We start from the raw sequence: 15,692 nt of genomic DNA on the forward strand, positions 1-15,692 counted from the left end.
GGCCGGATTGCGTCAGCCGCGAGCGAATAATGCGCGGAAGGCACCTGGCAAGCTGCCTTCCTCAAGATAGCGGACCCCCAGAATGCCGCCAATCACGATACCGCCAAGTGCGACAAAGCTGCCCAAAGCCAGCGTACTGACACCGGTGAGGCCCTGGCCGATGGTGCAGCCCAGCGCGATCACGCCGCCGATGCCCATCAGAATGCCGCCGATGATGTGCGAGATCATATCCTGAGCGTTGGCGAAGCTTTCGACGCGGAAGCTGCCATTCATTTTGGCCATCAGGAAAGCGCCGAGTATCACGCCGGCCACGGTGCTGACGGCGAAATCCAGACGCGCGCCGGTGAAGGTCATCACGTATTGCAGCGCGCTGCCGATGGGCGCGACGAAAGTAAAAGAGATCAGCGGTGCCGGCTCGAAGTCATCGGCGCCGAGAATGCCGGTTGCTGCCCAGCCGCCGACGATGATCGCGCCGATGACGATGCCTGCAGAAATCAGCACCGGCTGGTGCCGGAATCGGGCATCGCGAAACACCCAGATCAGCAGGAGCGCGGGCAGCAACAGGGCAATTGGCCAGCGCAGGCTCTCTGCATTCAGGCCGAAGCCCGCGCCGATCAGATCGGGCAGAGTCTGGCTGGAAAAGCCGAGCGTTTTGAGATTGACCGCCGTCCAGCTTTCCAGCCACAGCCGCACCGGGCCGATCAGGCCGCGCAGCGTGGTGTAGCCGGCAATGCCGATCATCAGCACGACGATCAGGGATTTCAGATTTCCCGCGCCCAGGCGGACGAGGGTGCGGCTGCCGCAGCCGCCGGCCAGAACCATGCCGAAGCCGAACATCACGCCGCCGAGGATGGCACCGACCAGTCCCAGATTGGCGGCCGCATAGATCGACTGATTGAGGTCGACGAGGCCGGCGAGATGCAGCAACTGGCTGCCCAGCATGGCCACGGCGATGGCCAGCGCCCAGCTGCGCAGGCGGTTGGTGTCGCCCATCAGGACCATGTCGCTGATGGCGCCCATCGTGCAGAAATTGCTGCGCTGAACTGTGGCCCCGAAGATGACGCCCAGTACCAAACCGGCGGTATTAACAAGGTAAGGAAGGGGCAGGGCGGTGCCCATGGCGGCTTCTCCGGCGGACGAAAGTATTTGAAGTCATTATATTATTTACATTTGATAAGTGAAGTATTATATCTTTCAACCGCTAATCTTGTGAAATAGGTCATGCTTTCATGAGCCACGTATTGGATGTGAAGGGGCTCAACTGCCCCTTGCCGGTTCTTCGGACGAAAAAGGCCATGAAGGCGGTACCGAAGGGAGAGGTGCTCACGGTGGAAGCAACCGATCCCAATACTCCGCGCGACATCGCTGCTTTGTGCGAGGCGTCAGGATTTGCCCTGCTGTCGTCGTCCGAGCAGGACGGCGTTTTCGTCTTCAAGATCCAGCACGCGGCGTAAGAGAACTTTTGGCTCCGTTTAAGAGCGGTGGAAGAGCCCCCGGGGTTGGCGCAGCAAAGCGAATGCGCTACGGTTAAAATCTAGCGATTCAGTGGTGTTTTACGATGGCGAAGTTCACCGTCGACGATATCGTTCCCGGCCAGCGCTTCGAGCAGCGCCATGGCTTCTATTGGCGCGTGGTTCGGGTGATCAACTTTCCGGGCGAAGACGTGCCGCATGTGCAGTTGGTCAATGATCGCGACAACAGCAGCACGAAAACCGTATCGGTCAACGCGCTGCTGGACCGCAATCTGTTCAAGCTGGTCGAGAAGTGAGGATTACGGCGTCATTGCGCAGTCCGAAATTTCATTCGGCCCGCGTGGGACAAGCTGTTTTTTGCCTTGCGCTGATTGCCGTCGCCGGTTGTGCGGCGCCGCCTGCCGCAGAGCCACCGCCGTTGATGCCGACTGTCGCGGCACCGCCGCAGCCGCCTGAAGAACCACCCGTGACGGCGGCTCCGCCGCCACCGCCTGCGCCGAAATATGCAGGACATGTGGCGAGCTACAAGAATCAGGCAGAGGCCGAAGCCGCTTGGCCTTCATATGCGCAGCGTTTCCCCGTCGTGAAGGATCAGCCCCGGCGCTACGTCGAGATCGACCTGGGGCCGCAGCGGGGCAAAGTCGTGCGGCTGCTACTGGGCAGCTTCCACGAGCAGACTGATGTAACTCATTTCTGTCACAGCTTGAGGGATGCCGGACTATATTGTGCGCCGCACAGTATTCCTGAACAATCAGTAGCGGAAACAAACAGTTAATAAGGATTTCTCGTCTAGCTACCGCAAAACGTCGTACGTCTACGTACGTTTTGTTGGGTTGCCGGGTGCAACCTTTTCTGGCAAAAATATCACATGGAGTACCGCTGAAAGGCGGTGCCTTGGCAGGCATGACACCCCCAAACCGGAGAACCGGCGCGGTGAACCAGGTGCTAAAACCAGTCGTTCAGGAAACCCTGAAACTCGTCGGCGTGGTGGAAAACCAGAGCCGGGAGCTGCTTGCTTTTTGCCAGAACCAGAAAAATCTCAGCGGCCATTTCGCCGACTACAAGCGCTTTGTCGAAAAGATCGAGCATTTCTACGTCTTCGTCGACCTCGTCGATGGCCGCATTCCGGAATTCGAAGAGTCAAAGCAGCAGCCGCTGCGCAAGCATCTGTCGAAGATCCGCTGGAAGATCACCATCCTCGAACTCGACACGACGCGCATCTATCTGATCAACATTTCGCGCTCGGGCCGGCGTCTGCCGCTGGGTGCGCGTGAATTCCTTATGCGCCGTCTCGATCGCCTGAGCGAGATTGCGCAGTATTACGACCGCTTCGGCGAGGAACACGACCTGACGCCGCTGAACGAGGAACTGGTCGAGGCGGTGCGCAAGCTGCTCGAACAGAATATCGAGAACGCGCCGAAGCTCGACGAATTCCAGCCCGCGCCGCCGCCACCGCGTCTTTCCGCGACGCCAAGTGCGCCGCCGCCGCTGGTCGCACCGGAGGCAGTTTCGGTCCCGCGGCCGCTGGCGACGCCCAAACTTCCGCCGCTGCCGTCCAAGATCAATGTCAGGGAGCAGTGGGGCCGCTTCTATGTGGAGAAGGGCTCCATCGTGGCGGTATCCCAGGCCTGCAAGTCGGCGGCGATCTCGCTGGATCAACTGGCGGCCCGGATCGGCGTCAGCCGTGTGGCGCTGACATTGATGCTGAGCGGACAGGATCCGATGCCGCGGCCTGCTGTCGAGAAGCTGCAGAAGTTCATGGCGGATCAGTCGGCGCTGGCGCGGTACCGCGCCTCATAGCAAAGCTGACTGCCTTGCGCCGCTCATCCGGCGCACAACTCTTCCAGCAATTGCCAGCCCAGCGGCCAGTCGCCGAGATTGGACGCTGTATTGATATGCCCATGTGCACCCACCTCAACAAACCGCGCGCCCCAGGCGGTGGCGAATTCACGGGCGCGCGGCAGGTCGACATAAGGATCATTGCTGCTGGCCACGACGATAGCGGGGCAGGAGAAGCCCACCAGCGGCATGGGGCGAAAGCAGCGGGTTTCCGGCGGCGTATGCGTGTCGGAATCCACGTCGGCCGGCGCAACCAGCAATGCGGCTTTCACCAGACGCTCATAACGCGCCATCCAATGCGCGACCAGCGAACATGAGAGGCTATGCGCGACTAAGACAGGAGGCTTGGCGGCCGCGGCAATCGCTGCATCCAGTCGTGCCAGCCAGTCAGTGAAATCGGGCTGATCCCAATCTGCCTGCTCGATGCGGATGAAATCCGGATTGCGCGCTTGCCAGATGCTTTGCCAGTGCTGCGGACCTGAATTGCCGAGGCCTGGAATGATCAGGACCGGAGGCTTCATTCACGCTCCGGCAGCATCGGCAAGGCGCGCCAGCGTTTCATCACGGCCAAGAACGGCAAGCACGTCGAAGATCGGCGGGGACACGGTCCGTCCCGTCAACGCGGCGCGCAGCGGCTGAGCGAGCTGGCCCAATTTGACCTGTTCGGTCTCGGCCAGATTGCGCACCACGGCTTCCGTGCTGGCGGCGGTCCATTCGTTGAGCGGCTGCAGCGCTTCGGACACTTTGCGCAGCCGTGCCTTGGCGGCATCGTCGAGATGCTTCTGCGCTGCCGCATCCGGCTGGATTGGCCGCGCGGCAAACAGGAACAGCACGGCCTCGGCCAGCTCATTCAGATCTTTCGCGCGCTCCTTCACGGCCGGAAGGATCGCCTTCAGCTTGGCCTGCTCGGCTTCGCTGGGCGCGCGGCCGGCATGCTTGGTGATGAAGGGCAGCGCGGCCTGCAGCAGCTCATCGTCCGGCGTGTTGCGGATATAGTGGCCGTTCAGGCTGTTGAGTTTGGCGAAATCGAAGCGGGCGGGCGAGCGGCCGACATGATCAAGGCCGAACCACTCGATGGCCTGCTCGGTGGAGATGATCTCGTCATCGCCATGGCTCCAGCCCAGCCGCAGCAGATAGTTGCGCATCGCCGCCGGCAGATAGCCCATATCGGCATAGGCCTCGGTGCCCAGCGCGCCATGGCGCTTCGACAGCTTGGCGCCATCAGGTCCATGAATCAGCGGGATATGCGCAAATTCAGGGACCTCGAAGCCGGCCGCGAGATAAAGCTGCGTCTGGCGCGCGGCGTTAGTCAGATGATCGTCGCCACGGATCACATGCGTCACGCCCATATCGTGATCGTCGACCACGACCGAGAGATTGTAAGTCGGCGTGCCGTCCGAGCGCAGGATGATCAGGTCGTCGAGCTGCTCGTTCTGGAAGGTCACGTCGCCTTGAACGTGATCCTTGATCACGGTGACGCCCTCGCGCGGCGCCTTGAAGCGCACCACCGGCTTCACGCCGGCCGGCGCGTCCTTGGGGTCGCGGTCGCGCCAGCGGCCGTCATAGCGCATCGGCTTGCCTTCGGCCTTGGCCTTGGCGCGCATCTCTTCCAGCTCTTCCGGCGTGCAATAGCAGTAATAGGCCTTGCCCTCGGCCAGCATCTTATGGGCCACCTCGGCATGGCGCTTCATGCGGGCGAACTGGAAGACCGGCTCGCCATCCCAGTCGATCCCCAGCCACTTCAGACCCTCGAAAATCTTGTCCACCGCATCCTGGGTGGAGCGTTCGCGGTCGGTATCTTCGATGCGCAGCAGGAAGGTGCCGCCGTGATGGCGTGCAAACAGCCAGTTGAACAACGCCGTGCGGGCACCACCGATATGCAGGTAGCCGGTCGGCGAAGGCGCGAAACGAGTAACGACTTTCATGGCGGGATCCAAAAAACGATACAGGCGGCGGTTTTAGCACAGGTGGGGGGCAGGGCAAGCCAACTTCTCGATTTGTACCTGATGTTGGCGGTGGAAACGCCCGGCAAGGTATGCCGGATGGGGCGGGCAACAAAAACATGGTCCGCGAGGGCAAGGGCAGGGCGGCGGCCTGGGGCGAGCAGGCCGCCGCGTCCCCTTTTGGCCTCGATATTCCTGATTGTGTTTTTTAAGCAGCCGAAGGCCATCACGAAGATTGCCGTCATGCCGGTGCGCTATCGCGTCCCTGGGCGCGGGTTGTCATCGGCCGCTCGATCTATGGCGCAGCGCGCCGGAATGTGGCTTGATCGGAAGAGCGGCATGCGGGTCGTCACCATGGCAGAAATTTGCGGCCGCCGGCCCTGGAGGTGCTGCGCGGCCATGGCGCGCAGAATGAGGAAGCGACCGGCGCCGCTGAAGCAGGCAAACGAAAAACGGGGCACGTTTCCGCGCCCCGCATCGATCCCTGATTGGACGCTTGATCAGTACCGGCGCAGCAGCCCAACGAGGCGGCCTTGCACCTTCACCCGGTCGGGGCCGAAGATGCGGGTTTCGTAGGCCGGGTTCGCGGCTTCCAGCGCCACCGAATTGCCCTTGCGGCGCAGACGCTTCAAGGTGACTTCCTGATCGTCGACCAGCGCGACCACGATGGCGCCGTTATCGGCATTGTCGCTGCGCTGAATGATGACCGTGTCACCGTCCATGATGCCGGCATCCACCATCGAATCGCCGGCGACTTCCAGAGCGTAGTGTTCGCCATTGCCAAGCAGGCCGATCGGCACGTCGATCTGCGTGCTCATGTCGCGCAGGGCCTCGATGGGCGTACCGGCGGCGATGCGGCCATAGAGGGGGAGGGTGACGATATCGCGGGCGTTATAGGGGCTGACCGTGACCGGGGTGCCCTGCATCGGCGCGTCGCCTTCCACGGCACGCGGCATCAGCCGGTTGCGCGGCGTAGGAGCGCGCAGATTGCCGGAGGCGCCGCCGCGGATGGGAACAGCCGAATCCGGCAGGCGCAGCACTTCCAGCGCGCGGGCGCGGTGGGCAAGCCGACGGATGAAGCCGCGCTCTTCCAGGCCGGTCACCAGGCGATGGATGCCCGACTTGGACTTCAGCTTCATGGCCTCCTTCATCTCCTCGAAGGAGGGGGAGACGCCGGTGGTTTCCAGCTTCTCGTGAATGTACATCAGCAGATCGTGCTGCTTACGGGTAAGCATGGTTAGCCTCCTCAATCAGGGACCGATGCCGCTGCTTTCCCTGAATGACCCGTCGAGAACAGGCGGACACGTGCCAGCAGCATCAGAACGAACACGAAACCCGCTGAATGTTCTAATGAGGTTCTGCATTCGGGTCAAGTCTTTTTCCACAGGCTAGGTCAAATATGTAGTAAGGTGAACGAAACGGACCTACCAGAGATAGGTTGCGCCGCCTAACAACGAGAATTGCATGCTAGCATGTTCTCGGGGCGCGAACCGCCCTGGGAGCCTTTACCTGGACCCGGCGGGAGGGCGATGATGCCCCCAATAACAACGGGCGCAAAGCGCCCAGTCAGGCTGGACGAACCAGTCTGCAAGGGGAGGGGTAAATGGGTATCCGGCAGAAGCTTTATCTGGCAGTCGGCGCCTTGGCGGCGCTGACGCTGATTTCCAATCTGGTTGGCGGTCTGTTTTTCAACCGGGTGCAGCACACCTATGCCGGCATCACCACCACGAACCTGCCGGCTGTCGTCGCCGCGCTGAACCTTTCATCCCTCAGCGCCGAGCTGACCGCCTGGGCGCCGGCGCTTGCTGCCGCTGACGACGATGCCACGCGCGAGAAAGCCGCAGCTGCGCTTGCGCAGAAGCAGGAGCGTCTGAAACAGACGCTGGAACTCGTGAAGGCATCCACCGATGCCGAGCAGGCCGGCCTGATCGAGGAGATCGAGAAGACGGTCGACTTCCTCGACTCCCGGATGAAGCTGATCGACCGCATCGTCACCGCCAAGTTGGGGTTCATCGCGCAGCAGAACGAGATCCAGCATCAGCTTGGTGAAGACTTCGCGGCCTTCCAGGCGCAGATGGGCCCGGCTTTGAATCGCGCAGTTCAGGCCCTGCGGCAGCAGGGAACCACAGACGACACCGCGGCGGCCGCCAATGCGCTGATTGCGGCCAATAACGCCGTCAACCAGGCAGTGGGCGTCATCTCGGTTGCAGCGCAGGCAACGGTCGCGCCTGAGCTGGAGAATTTCTCCACACAGTTTGCACAACTGAACGCGGCGGTGCTGGAGGAACTGAGCAAGGCAGCCAAGCAATTCGAGATCAATGAACTGCAGGCGGTCACGTCGAAGCTGCTGAGCCACGGCACCGGAACGCAGAGCCTGTTCCAGGTGCGCCGCAGCACGCTGGGCCGCACGGCGATCATTGCGAATACGCTGGCGCAGGCGAGAGACGCCGCCACCGAACTTGCCAGCAAGGTGGAGGCTCTGGTGGCAGCGGCCAGCGCAGCGGCCGACGAGACCGCCGCCACCGCCGCCGATCAGACCACTACCGCGCAGATCGCAATGGTTGCGATCACCGTGCTCTGCCTCGGCATCGCGGCGGCGATTGCGTTCTTCTTCATCGGGCCGCAGATCACGGCGCCGATCCTCCGCCTGACTGCAGCGATGCGGCGGCTGGCGGAGCGCGACTGGTCGGTCGACCTCTCCGACGCCAAGCGCCAAGACGAAATCGGCGCCATGGCGGCAGCGGTCGAAGTCTTCAAGACCAGCGGCCAGGAGAACGAGCGGCTGCAGCAGGAAGTGGAGGCCAGCCGCGAAGCCTTCGAGAGCGAGCGGAAGGCGCAGGAAAAGCTGATCGAAGATGCCATCGGCCAGATCGTCAATGCCGCGACCGCAGGCGATCTGTCGCGCCGCATCGATGCCGACAGGCTGCAGGGGGTGATGCATACGCTCGGCGTGGGCGTCAACGAACTGCTGGCGACGGTGGATAAGGCGCTGGGCGATCTGGGCGCGATGCTGAATGCGCTGGCCCACGGCGATCTGACGCATCGCATTTCGGAGGGCCATCGCGGCGTCTTCGCCCGTCTGGCCAGCGATGCAAACAGCCTGGCCGAAAAACTGGCCGAGATTGTCGGCAGCTTTGCAGCCGCCTCGGCTACCGTGCGCGATGCCGCGGCGGAGATTTCCGGCGGCAGCCGGGATCTGGCACAGCGCACCGAAAGCCAGACAGCCAGCCTGCAGCGCACGGCGGCCTCGATGGAAGAGATTACCGCCACCGTGCGGCATACGGCCGACAATGCCCGCCAGGCGAACCTGCTGGCGAGTTCGGCGCGCGAGGCCGCCCTGCGCGGTGGCGCAGTGGTGGAGAACACCGTCAACGCGATGGGCCAGATCGAAGAGGGCGCGCGCAAGATCGTCGATATTGTCAGCCTGATCGACGAGATCGCCTTCCAGACCAACCTGCTGGCGCTGAACGCTTCCGTCGAAGCGGCGCGGGCAGGCGAGGCAGGCAAGGGCTTTGCCGTGGTGGCGCAGGAGGTGCGCGCGCTGGCGCAGCGTTCGGCCGATGCCTCGAAGGACATCAAGACTCTGATTGCTGCGTCGAATGCTCAGGTGCGTGATGGCGCCAAGCTAGTGAACGAAACCGGCCGCAGCTTGACCGAGATCGTCGACGCCGTGAAAAGCGTGGCCGCGATCATCGAGGAGATTTCGATTGCCAGCCAGGAGCAGGCGTCAGGTCTGGACGAGATCAACGACGCTGTGGCGCAGATGGACGAAATGACCCAGCACAACAGCGCACTGGTGGAAGAGACGACCGCCTCGGCCCAGGCGCTGGCCGATCAGGCCCGCGAACTGGCGGCCTCGATCACCTTCTTCAAGCTGGATCAGGAACCGGTTCGCAGCGCCGCGGAATAGGCCGCGGCGGCCTGGTCCGAGAAGCAGACGAAGTAGACGATCTCGGGCAGGGCTTCGGCCTCCAGCCAGGCTTGCACCTCGCGGACGGCAATCGCGGTCGCAGCGTCCAGCGGGTAGCCATAGACGCCGGTTGAGATCGCCGGAAAGGCGATGGTCGCCAAGCCATGCTGTCGCGCGAGATGGAGGCTGTTGCGGTAACAGCTCGCCAGCAGCTCCGGCTCGCGATTGCCGCCGCCGCGCCAGACCGGTCCCACTGTGTGGATGACATGCCGTGCGGGCAGGCGATAGCCCTTGGTGATCTTGGCCTCGCCGGTGGGACAGCCGCCGAGGGTGCGGCATTCCGCCAATAACTCCGGACCGGCCGCGCGATGGATCGCGCCGTCGACACCGCCGCCGCCGAGCAGGCTTTCATTGGCGGCGTTGACGATCACATCCACCGCCAGCTTGGTGATATCGCCAATTTCGATCTTGATACGCTGCATCATAATCAAAATTCTAGCATTCAAGGCGACTCGCGTGAGGGCTTCCGCGCCCCGCGTTTTACGTTTCGCTAACCATAACAAAACCACAATCCACGCAAGATCTTAGACAAGCGGCTTGCTGCCGTCAGAGTGTTCGTTTAACCGGGTTAAGATGAGCGAGCCCGCTATACCGCCGAAATTGAATCTCAGGCCGCGTAATGCGCCTCGTCCTGCGACGGCGCAGAGTGCCGCCAGCGCGTATGGTGCGGTGCAGGCTCAGGCGGCACCGGCCCAGCGCATCCAGCCGCCCCCGCAGACTCAGCCGACGCCACCGTCTCAGCCGATGCCACCGTCTCAGCCGCGTGGTTTTCTGGCGGCCAACTGGCCGCTGATGGCTGCGGCCACGGCCTTGCTGGCAGGCGGCATCGTGATGGGAATGGCGGTCGGCAGCTCATCGCCGACGCCGGCCGTGGCCGTTGCTGCTGTCGCGCCCTTGCCGCAAGCCGCGCCGCAGCCGCCGCAAAATTCAATCCAGCAGAATCCGGTTCAGCAAAGTGCCGCGCTCGCTGCGGCGGTCCCGGCCGCGCCGGAAGCAGATCAGGGATGGCGGCCCGTCACGCCTGCGACGTTGCAGCCGATGCTTGCGCCAGTGCCGGCACCTGCACCTGCACCAGCGCCTGTCATGACGGCTCCGGCCATGGCGCCCGAGCCGGAACCGGTTCCGGCAGAAAAGGTTGAGGCGAAATCCGAGCCGCCGTCGCCTCCGCCCCTCGAGGCAGCGAAACCAGCGGCTCCAGTCGAGCCTGTTCAAGCCGCTCCCGTTCAGCTTGCTGCCGCGCCCGTCGCACCGCCTTCCCTGGAGGCGGCGACGTCCGGCAAATCCGCGCCGGCATGGCGCGCCCGCGCTGTCGCTCCGCCCGCAGGCGCGAAGCCGCCCTTCGTTGCCATCATCATCGACGATGCGGGGCTGGACCGGAAGAACACGGCGCGCGCCATCAAGATGGCGGGGCCTCTGACCATTTCTTTCATGTCCTACGCCCATGAACTGGCCGAGCAGAGCGCGGCGGCCCGTGCGGCCGGCCATGAAGTGATGCTGCATCTGCCGATGGAGCCGCTGGACGCCAAGCGGAACAACCCGGGCCCCAACGCGCTGTGGCTCAATCTGGACGAAGCCGAGCTGAAGCGCCGTCTGCAGTGGAATCTGGATCGCTTCGACAGCTATGTCGGCATCAACAACCATATGGGCAGCCGCTTCACCGCCGATGCGCCGCGCATGACGTTGGTGATGGAAGAGGTCAGCCGCCGGCAGATCTTCTGGCTCGACAGCCTGTCCGGTCCGAAATCGGTCGGCAGTGCTATCGCTCGCAAGGCTGGTGTCGATACCGCGGAGCGCGATCTGTTTCTCGATGACGAACGCTCGCCCGGCATTCAGCACGAGCTTGCGGCGATGGAGCGCATTGCGCGTGCGCGCGGCGACGTGATCGCCATCGGGCATCCGCATACCTCGACCCTGGATGCGCTGGAGAAGTGGATCGCGGGTGCCAAAGAGAAGGGCTTCAGCCTCGTGCCGGTCAGCACCGTTCTGCTGCGGCGCCAGCAGCAGGAACGCTGATCGATCCGTTGCAGCAATCCAATGCCGCCAACAATGCCAGGCCGGGTGCGGCAGACAGCGGTTGGCGATTTTGGCTGCCCAGATGCCACGCCTCAGGCGTGGTATCCACGAGTTCATTATTACACGAGTTCATTATTGTAAGCCGGGTTGACGCAGTCTTTAGATGAGGAGAGGCCTAATCTTCCTCGCCGCCCATCATGTGCTTGAGCGTCTCGGCATCGTAATTCTCGCCAATGGACATGGCGCAGATGCGCGAGATATGCACCAGCGGCAGGCCGCTTTCCTTCGCCCAGATGTTGAACTGGTTCTGGATCTTCTGAAGGTCACGTTTTGATGTCGGGTTCTCGGCGATATCCACCCCGGCATCCCGCAGGCAGAGGATGACATCGCGCGAGGCGATCCAGCTATCGCGGCCGAGGAAGCGGATCAGATACTGCCCGGTATGGCCGCCGAGGCGGCTGCCGCGCTTGGCCAGCAGATCGAGCAGGCCGACCTGGTCATCAGCAGGCCAGCTGGCGAGGAACTTGCCGAAGCTTCCATGTTCGGCGGCGATATCCAGGACGAACTGCGCATTGGCGCGCACGCTGCGGATCTTTTGCGGGTTGCGTACAATGCGCTTGTCGCTGGCCAGCTTCTCCCAGAACTCGTCAGGCTTGTGCAGCAGCTTGCGTGGTTCAAACTTCAGGAAAGCGGCCTCGAAGCCATCCCACTTGTTCTCGATCACGCTCCACACGAAACCAGCCGAGAAGATGCGCTTGGCCATCTCCGACAGCACCCGGTCGTCGGTCAGCCTGGCGAGTTTCTTGTTGTCCGGCTTTGGCGGCAGCAGCTTCCTGAGGGCCGCTTCGCCACCTTTACGCTTCGCCGCTCGGGCGTAGATGGTTTTGAAGCTGCTGGCCATGGCTCGTGACCTCTGGTTAATGGCCTCCGGTCACTGACCTCGCCCGGCGCGGCTGGCGAAACGTTCGGCCTCCTCGGCGGCACGGATCAGCGCTTTGGCTTTGTTGACGCATTCAATGTGTTCGGACATCGGGTCGCTGTCGGCGACGATGCCGGCCCCGGCCTGCACATACATGGTGCCGTCCTTCACCAGGGCCGTGCGCAGGGTGATGCAGGTATCCATCGAGCCGTTGGCTGAGAAATAGCCGACGCCGCCGGCATAGAAGCTGCGCCGCACCGGCTCCAGCTCGTCGATGATCTCCATCGCGCGCACCTTCGGCGCACCGGAAACGGTACCAGCCGGAAAGCCCGCGAAAAGGGCATCCAGCGCGTCCAAATCGGGGCGGATCTTGCCCTCGACATTGGAGACGATGTGCATGACGTGGCTGTAGCGCTCGATGATGTTGCGCTCGGTGACCTTCACGGTGCCGATCTGCGATACGCGGCCGACATCGTTGCGCCCGAGATCAAGCAGCATCAGATGTTCGGCCAGTTCCTTCGGATCGCTCAGCAGATCCTCGGCCAATGACTGGTCTTCTGCCGGCGTCGCTCCGCGCTTGCGGGTGCCGGCGATGGGGCGCACGGTCACCACTTCATCGCGCAGGCGCACGAGAATCTCGGGCGACGAGCCGACGAGGCAGGGGCCGCCGAGATTGAGATAGAACATGAAGGGCGAGGGGTTGGTCCGCCGCAGCGCGCGATACAGCGCAAACGGCGGCAGGCGGAAGGGGATGCTGAACCGCTGGCCCACCACCACCTGGAAGATGTCGCCGGCGGCGATGTATTCCTTCGCCTTGCGGACCATCTCCATATAGTCCTCGGGTGACATGTTCGATTGCGGCTCGGGCAGGGCGCCGAGATCGGCGATCTGATCGCGCACGGCGCCCAGCGGCCGGTCGAGATCGGCGACGATATCGGCCAGGCGTTCGCTGGCCAGCGAATAGGCGGAGCGCGCATCCATGCCGGCCTTGGGCCGCACCGGCGTGACCACGGTGATCATGTCCAGCACGGAATCAAAGATCGCCATCACGGTCGGCCGCATGAACAGGCCATCCGGCAGCCCAAGCGGATCGGGGTTAGTGTCCGGCACCTTCGGTTCGATCAGCCGCACCATGTCGTAGCCCATGAAGCCGACGAGGCCGGCTGCCATGGGCGGAAGATTATTCGGCAGGTCGATATGGCTTTCGGCCAGCAGCTGCCGCAGGCTTTGCAGCGTCGGCTCCTTGCAGGGCTCGAAGCTCTCCTGATCGAAACGGGCGTTGCGGTTGATCTCGGCCTTCTGGCCCTTGCAGCGCCAGAGCAGATCAGGCTTCAGGCCGATGATCGAATAGCGGCCGCGCACCGCGCCGCCTTCGATCGATTCCAGCAGGCAAGACCAGGGGCGGGTATCGGCCAGTTTCAGAAATGCGGAAACCGGCGTCTCCAGGTCGGCCACCAGCTGAGTCGACAGGACCTGCGCTTCGCCCGCCATGTAGCGTTGCGCGAAGGTCGCATAATCGGGCGTGATCTTCATGCGATTACCGGGCGGATCAGAAACCGGCAGCGCGCGCCCGCGCAGCCGGATCGACCTTCACGCCGATCTCCTGCTGCAAGGCCTGACGGTATTGCTGCACCAGATCCTGCGCCATGCTGCTGGCAAGCTGCTGGACCGTCTGGTCGCGCTGGCTGGCGATGGCGGCGGGATCGGCAGGCTCGATCCGGCTGAGGCGGGCGACGACGGCGCTGTTGGGCGTAATGCCGGGCGCGCTCGCGGCCGGGCCGGTGACGACCTCGCCGGGCTGCTTGGCATTAAACAGCGCCGAGACGACCACCGGCGACAGGGCGCGCTCGGCCGGCTGGCCGCTACGTGTCAGCGGCGCGCTGAGCTGCACGGCGGCGCCGATGGCGGCGGCTTCCTTGGCAAGGTCGCCGCCATTGCGCACGCGCTCGGCGATCTGGCGGGCCTGTTCAGCCGCGGCATCCGCGCGGTCGCGCTGTTGCAGGCGGGCAACGACATCGCTCTTCACGTCATCCAGCGGCCGCAGGGCAGCAGGCGTCACGCCGGTCACCTTCAGCACGATCAGGCCGCCATCGGGCTGATCGACGATATGCGGCTCGGATTCGGTGTCGAGATCGAAGGCCTGCGCCAGGAAATCCGGCTGGGCCGGCAAGCCTTCCACCGGCTTGCCCTGCTTGTCGCGGCCCTGGGCGTCGATGTCCGCAGCGGTGCGCAGTTCGGCACCCTGCGCCTTCACGATCTCTTCGATGGTGGCGCCACCGGCGATCTGGTCGTCGATCTGAGCGCGCAGCTTGCCCATCTCGTCATTGGCTTTGGTCAGCGCAATCTGCTGGCGCAGTTCGGCCTTGGCTTCCTCGAAGCTCTTGGTGCTGCCTGGCTGGACGGCGGTCACGCGAACCACATGCCAGCCGAAGGGGGAAGTGACCGGCTCGCCCACCTTGTTCACATCCAGGCCGAACACGGCATTGGCAATCGCCGCCGGCAGGGCATCCTTGGTCACGCTGCCCAGCTTGACGTCTTCCGGCTTCAGCTTCTGGGTGCGCGCGGCCATGGCGAGGAAATCCTCACCCTTCTGCACGGCCTCATACGCCGCCTTGGCCTCGGCTTCGGTGGGGAAGACGACCTGTTCGACGTCGCGCTTCTCCTGCGTCACATAGGCCTGCTTGTTGGCCTCGTACTCGTCGCGCAGTTCGTCCTCGGCGACCTCGATCTTGGCTGCGCGGTCGGCGGGCGTGATCTGGAACCAGGCGACGCTGCGGCGTTCCGGCGCGGTGAAGGCCGCGGGATTGGCCTTGTAATATTCCTCGATCTTCTCATCGGTCGGGGCCGGCGGTGCCGGCAGCTTGGCAGCGTCGACCACGACGAATTCCGCCAGCCGCCGCTCCAGGCGGTAGCCCAGGATGGTGTCGGCCATCTGCGTCGGCGCGGTGGCCATGCTGCCGAACAGGCTGCCCAGCAGGCGCGTGCGCGCCAGTTCCTGCGTCAGCACGGAGACCAGCATCGCTTCGGAATAGCCTTCCTGGCGGAGGTAATTCTCGAAGGCGAAGCGGTCGAACTGCCCGGTCGGGCCCTTGAATGCCGGCGCGTTCATGATCGCGTGGCGGACATCGACCTCGGTGATCGTCAGGCCCAGATCCTTGGCCGCCTGCTGATAGAGGCGGTCTTCGATCAGACGGTTCAGGACGTTCTCATCCAGGCCAAGCTGGCGGGCCTGCTCGGCGGTGAAGTTGCCGCCGAAGCGGCGCTGCAGCCCGGTCAGTTCACGGCGCCAGGCATCGGCATATTCCGGCTGGCCGATTTCCGCGTCACCCACCTTCGCCACCGGGGCGTTGGTGCCGAAATTGGTGATGTAGTCGCCGATGCCCCAGGCGCCGAAACTGAGGACGAGCAGGACCATCAGTCCCTTGGCGACCCAGGAGGCCGCGCCCTTACGCATCTGCTGCAGCATGAAAGCACCTAAAAAGTGAAGCGAAACAATAGCTCCGGAGCAGTTCCGGAATGGCCGCGCATACTAAAGG

14 protein-coding genes are annotated in these 15,692 nt (G+C 63.6%); 6 read left to right on the forward strand and 8 right to left on the reverse strand.

What is annotated here, in order from left to right; genetic code table 11:
* Positions 1–12: 12 nt before the first annotated feature.
* Positions 13–1,119, reverse strand: coding sequence for a YeeE/YedE family protein (locus Q0603_RS01795; RefSeq protein WP_298721145.1), 1,107 nt, complete (start codon positions 1,117–1,119; stop codon positions 13–15).
* 110 nt (positions 1,120–1,229) lie between these two features.
* Between Q0603_RS01795 and Q0603_RS01800 the strand changes: the two genes are divergently transcribed.
* The 4 genes from Q0603_RS01800 (at position 1,230) to Q0603_RS01815 (ending at position 3,272) form a co-directional block, all read left to right on the forward strand.
* The gene (locus Q0603_RS01800) at positions 1,230–1,454 is read left to right on the forward strand and encodes a sulfurtransferase TusA family protein (RefSeq protein WP_298721148.1); all 225 of its coding nucleotides are present in this window, start codon (positions 1,230–1,232) and stop codon (positions 1,452–1,454) included.
* Between the two features lie 104 nt (positions 1,455–1,558).
* The gene (locus Q0603_RS01805) at positions 1,559–1,768 is read left to right on the forward strand and encodes a hypothetical protein (RefSeq protein WP_298721151.1); all 210 of its coding nucleotides are present in this window, start codon (positions 1,559–1,561) and stop codon (positions 1,766–1,768) included.
* Positions 1,769–1,782: 14 nt separating this feature from the next.
* Complete coding sequence (locus Q0603_RS01810) at positions 1,783–2,247, forward strand: hypothetical protein (RefSeq protein WP_298721154.1); 465 nt, start codon at positions 1,783–1,785, stop codon at positions 2,245–2,247.
* 158 nt (positions 2,248–2,405) lie between these two features.
* Complete coding sequence (locus Q0603_RS01815) at positions 2,406–3,272, forward strand: hypothetical protein (protein ID WP_298721157.1); 867 nt, start codon at positions 2,406–2,408, stop codon at positions 3,270–3,272.
* A 23-nt stretch (positions 3,273–3,295) separates the two neighbouring features.
* On the opposite strand, the gene Q0603_RS01820 is transcribed toward Q0603_RS01815, so the two are convergent.
* The 3 genes from Q0603_RS01820 to lexA form a co-directional block, all read right to left on the reverse strand.
* Entirely contained in the window at positions 3,296–3,832 is a 537-nt protein-coding gene (locus tag Q0603_RS01820; RefSeq protein WP_298721160.1) for an alpha/beta fold hydrolase, read from the reverse strand.
* Positions 3,833–5,236 carry a glutamate--tRNA ligase gene (gltX, locus tag Q0603_RS01825; RefSeq protein WP_298721163.1) on the reverse strand — a complete coding sequence of 468 codons (1,404 nt, stop codon included), beginning with the start codon at positions 5,234–5,236 and terminating at the stop codon, positions 3,833–3,835. It abuts the gene before it with no gap.
* Positions 5,237–5,754: 518 nt separating this feature from the next.
* Positions 5,755–6,489 (reverse strand): transcriptional repressor LexA, encoded by a 735-nt coding sequence (gene lexA, locus Q0603_RS01830; protein WP_298721166.1) that lies wholly within the window; start codon positions 6,487–6,489, stop codon positions 5,755–5,757.
* Between the two features lie 368 nt (positions 6,490–6,857).
* Here lexA and Q0603_RS01835 point away from each other — a divergent pair, with 368 nt between their 5' ends.
* Positions 6,858–9,164 carry a methyl-accepting chemotaxis protein gene (locus Q0603_RS01835; protein WP_298721169.1) on the forward strand — a complete coding sequence of 769 codons (2,307 nt, stop codon included), beginning with the start codon at positions 6,858–6,860 and terminating at the stop codon, positions 9,162–9,164.
* Here Q0603_RS01835 and Q0603_RS01840 read toward each other — a convergent pair.
* Positions 9,134–9,649 (reverse strand): O-acetyl-ADP-ribose deacetylase, encoded by a 516-nt coding sequence (locus tag Q0603_RS01840; protein WP_298721172.1) that lies wholly within the window; start codon positions 9,647–9,649, stop codon positions 9,134–9,136. The two genes, Q0603_RS01835 and Q0603_RS01840, sit on opposite strands and share 31 nt — an antisense overlap.
* 367 nt (positions 9,650–10,016) lie before the next feature.
* Between Q0603_RS01840 and Q0603_RS01845 the strand changes: the two genes are divergently transcribed.
* Positions 10,017–11,237: a divergent polysaccharide deacetylase family protein gene (locus tag Q0603_RS01845; RefSeq protein WP_298721174.1), complete on the forward strand. Its 1,221-nt coding sequence runs from the start codon at positions 10,017–10,019 to the stop codon at positions 11,235–11,237.
* A 175-nt stretch (positions 11,238–11,412) separates the two neighbouring features.
* Here Q0603_RS01845 and Q0603_RS01850 read toward each other — a convergent pair whose 3' ends face one another.
* The 3 genes from Q0603_RS01850 to Q0603_RS01860 are packed head-to-tail and all read right to left on the reverse strand — an operon-like array spanning position 11,413 to position 15,622.
* Positions 11,413–12,138: a DNA-3-methyladenine glycosylase I gene (locus tag Q0603_RS01850; RefSeq protein ID WP_298721177.1), complete on the reverse strand. Its 726-nt coding sequence runs from the start codon at positions 12,136–12,138 to the stop codon at positions 11,413–11,415.
* 30 nt (positions 12,139–12,168) lie between these two features.
* Complete coding sequence (gene trpE, locus Q0603_RS01855) at positions 12,169–13,689, reverse strand: anthranilate synthase component I (RefSeq protein WP_298721180.1); 1,521 nt, start codon at positions 13,687–13,689, stop codon at positions 12,169–12,171.
* Between the two features lie 16 nt (positions 13,690–13,705).
* Positions 13,706–15,622, reverse strand: coding sequence for a peptidylprolyl isomerase (locus Q0603_RS01860; protein WP_298721183.1), 1,917 nt, complete (start codon positions 15,620–15,622; stop codon positions 13,706–13,708).
* Positions 15,623–15,692 lie beyond the last annotated feature (70 nt).

It is taken from the genome of uncultured Ferrovibrio sp., assembly GCF_937960835.1.
Taxonomy (GTDB): domain Bacteria; phylum Pseudomonadota; class Alphaproteobacteria; order Ferrovibrionales; family Ferrovibrionaceae; genus Ferrovibrio.

Bases quoted from the DNA above. Each gene is read 5' to 3' on its own strand.
- trpE (WP_298721180.1), bottom strand. From the start codon at position 13,689: ATGAAGATCACGCCCGATTATGCGACCTTCGCGCAACGCTACATGGCG.
- gltX (WP_298721163.1), bottom strand. From the start codon at position 5,236: ATGAAAGTCGTTACTCGTTTCGCGCCTTCGCCGACCGGCTACCTGCAT.
- Q0603_RS01840 (WP_298721172.1), bottom strand. From the start codon at position 9,649: ATGATGCAGCGTATCAAGATCGAAATTGGCGATATCACCAAGCTGGCG.
- Q0603_RS01805 (WP_298721151.1), top strand. From the start codon at position 1,559: ATGGCGAAGTTCACCGTCGACGATATCGTTCCCGGCCAGCGCTTCGAG.
- lexA (WP_298721166.1), bottom strand. From the start codon at position 6,489: ATGCTTACCCGTAAGCAGCACGATCTGCTGATGTACATTCACGAGAAG.
- Q0603_RS01820 (WP_298721160.1), bottom strand. From the start codon at position 3,832: ATGAAGCCTCCGGTCCTGATCATTCCAGGCCTCGGCAATTCAGGTCCG.
- Q0603_RS01800 (WP_298721148.1), top strand. From the start codon at position 1,230: ATGAGCCACGTATTGGATGTGAAGGGGCTCAACTGCCCCTTGCCGGTT.
- Q0603_RS01845 (WP_298721174.1), top strand. From the start codon at position 10,017: ATGGCTGCGGCCACGGCCTTGCTGGCAGGCGGCATCGTGATGGGAATG.
- Q0603_RS01795 (WP_298721145.1), bottom strand. From the start codon at position 1,119: ATGGGCACCGCCCTGCCCCTTCCTTACCTTGTTAATACCGCCGGTTTG.
- Q0603_RS01860 (WP_298721183.1), bottom strand. From the start codon at position 15,622: ATGCTGCAGCAGATGCGTAAGGGCGCGGCCTCCTGGGTCGCCAAGGGA.
- Q0603_RS01835 (WP_298721169.1), top strand. From the start codon at position 6,858: ATGGGTATCCGGCAGAAGCTTTATCTGGCAGTCGGCGCCTTGGCGGCG.
- Q0603_RS01850 (WP_298721177.1), bottom strand. From the start codon at position 12,138: ATGGCCAGCAGCTTCAAAACCATCTACGCCCGAGCGGCGAAGCGTAAA.